This is a genomic window from Protofrankia sp. CiP1_Cm_nod1 (assembly GCF_920888515.1).
Lineage (GTDB): Bacteria > Actinomycetota > Actinomycetes > Frankiales > Frankiaceae > Protofrankia.
In genome coordinates this window covers 1-2,672 of the sequence record NZ_CAKKTM010000063.1, presented here as the reverse complement: position 1 = coordinate 2,672, position 2,672 = coordinate 1, and the positions used below count along the sequence as shown (strand labels likewise).

Here is a 2,672-nt window from a genome sequence, read left to right as displayed (position 1 = left end):
GCTCGGGCCGCCGCGGCTCGGGCAGCGACAGTGGTGTGGGCGGGGGCAGCGGCGGGAGGAGCACGTCATCGGTCCCGGTCCCGGTGCCCGTCCCGGTCCCGGTGCCGGTGCCGGGCGCGGCGGGCCGCGGGCCCGGCGGCACGTTGGGCGGTTCCGCGGACGCCATGGCGAAACGGCCTTTCCCCGCCCGTTTGGCCTCGTACATGGCGTTGTCCGCGGCGCACAGGAAATGTTCGGGCCGCGCGACGGCGAGCGTCGAGGGCGCGATACCGATGCTGGCGTCTACCTGGACCGCCGAGGCACCCACCATGACCGGGATACGCACCAGCTCGATGATCCGACCGGCGGCCGCGGCGGCGGACACCTCGTTCGCGCCGCGCAGCAGGACCCCGAACTCGTCACCGCCGAGCCGGACCGCCAGGTCACCGTCCCGCAGGGTCTGGACGAGCCGCTCCGCGACGGCCCGCAGGACGACGTCCCCGGCGTCGTGGCCGTAACCGTCGTTGACGGGCTTGAAATGGTCGAGATCGACGAACAGCACCACGAACGGCGCGCCGCCGGCGCGGAAGGCACGGCCCGCCTTCTCCAGCTCGCTCATGAAGACCGCCCGGTTGGGCAGACCGGTGAGCAGGTCGTGGGACGCCTGGTAGCTCAGCCTGTCCTGCAGGTCCTTGCGCTCCCCGACCTCGTGGCAGGTCACCAGCACACCGGCGAGCTCGGGATGGCTGGTGAGGTCGCTGGCCTCCAGGTCGAACCAGCGCGGCTGGCCGGCGGCGGTGGTCAGCCGCACGTCGAAGACGGTGCCCCCGGCCGGGTCGGCCAGCAGCCGCCGGATCCGGGCCACGTCGGCGGGGTCGGCGAAGTCGGTCAGCACCCGGCCGAGCCAGGACGCCGCGTCGTAGCCGAGCAGGTCACGCACGGCGGGGCTGACAAAGGTCATCCCGTGGTCGTCCCCGACGACCACGATGATGTCCCGGACCCCTCCGAGCATGGTGTGCAGCCGCGCCCGGGCCCGCCGGGCGGCCCGTTCGCGGCGCAGCCCGAACACGACCAGCCCGCCGACGCAGACCGCCAGGACGGCCAGCAGCGTCAGGTCCCCGTGGCGCCCCGCGGTCCGCAGGTCCGCGAACAGCCGCGCGGTGGGCTGCTGGAAGAGCGTGACGTATCCGGTCGTGGCCTGCTTCTCGGCGACGTTGACCACCTGCTCCCCGGCGCCGCCCGACAGCCACGTCCGGACCGTGCCCGGGACCAGGCCGTCCAGCTCGCGCGGTTCGACCAGCCGCCGGCCCCGCAGATCCCGCTTCCAGCAGGCAGCCGCGACACCGCTCGCGTCGACGTCGCACAGGCTGCCCGACACGCTGTCGAGAGCGGCGAACTTCTCGCTGCTCTCCCGGGCCGCCCCCTCGTCGACGACGCGCACCAGCACCGCCCACGGGCGCGGCGCGCCCACCGGCACGACCGTGGCCCGCACCGGCATGCCGTCGAGGAGGAACACCGGCGACATGGCCGGCTGCCCGGCCAGCGCCGCCGTCCAGGCGGCGCCGAGATCGGTGGCCGTCACCCGCGGCCCGTCCGGGACGGCGGCCAGCGGGGTGCCGTCGACGCTGACGAGGGCGGCCAGCAGGCTGGTGTCACCGACCGGCCTCATCGCCAGCTGCGCCAGCATCCGGCGGTTGTGGGCCGGCTGGTCGGGCGCGAAGGAGAAGCTGGCGACCAGCGCGCCCATCCGCCGTGGGTCGGACGTCCGGGAGGCGTTCTCCGCGACCCGTTCGACGAGCCGGGTGCGGTCGGACAGCCGCTGTCGTTCGCCTTCGCGCAGACCCGCATGCCGGACCACCAGCGCCAGCGCCCCGAGCGCGATCACCACCGCCAGCCCGACGAGCAGCGGGGCGGACCGCCGTAGCCGCCCGCCATCTGCGTCACCGGCGAGGGCGGACGATCGTTCGACGAACGCCGGACACTCGCCCGGCACCGAAACTGTGCGAATGGCCTTTATCCCTCATCGTAATCGGTTGCCGTCACGGAAGAAGTATGCAAACAAGGCCGGAAGACCCGTCGTACGGCGGGTCGGTACCGGTACTCACGGCCCCTCGGGCCCGGCGCGCGAAAATCATGATCACGCAACCTCTGGTTCCGTCACCAGCAGGCCTCCGTCCGCGCGAAAAACATGATCGCGCGCGGCCTTTGGACGACTGGGAGAGCATCGTTCCAGCTCTTGTCACATCTCGGACAGTCACCCCCTGGCGCCACACCTACGGACAGATGTAACAAAAATGATAGTTGTGGACACTCGGTAGTAAGAACGCCCATGAGTGGGACGTCCGGTCCACGGGTGACGGCCGGCCAGCCGGCCGGAACGGGCAGGTGGCGGAGCATGTTTCCGGCACGCTCGAGGTCCCTCCACCGTGGGCAGTCCCATCACCGACAGCCACACGTGTTTCCCGCGCGCTCGAGGTCCCTCCCGAATCCTCTGGCCGGCTCTCCGGAGCCGGGACCACTGGGCCGGCCAGGAGGCCCGGCGGCCGGCCCCGACAGCCGCGACGGGCTGGCGGATCCGACGACCGGCAGCCCGGCAGCCCGGCAGCATCCCAGGTGAGGATCGACAGCCCGACAGGGCCGGGCGGCCCGGCGGGTCCGCCGGAGCCTCGGCCGCGAGGCCGTCGGATCCGTTC

1 protein-coding gene is annotated in these 2,672 nt (G+C 72.9%); it reads right to left on the bottom strand.

What is annotated here, in order from left to right; all coding sequences use genetic code 11:
- Nucleotides 1-1,972 (bottom strand): GGDEF domain-containing protein (locus tag NBX02_RS03615; protein ID WP_250290003.1); only part of this gene is annotated, 1,972 nt, incomplete at its 3' end.
- Between the last annotated feature and the right edge of the window lie 700 nt (nucleotides 1,973-2,672).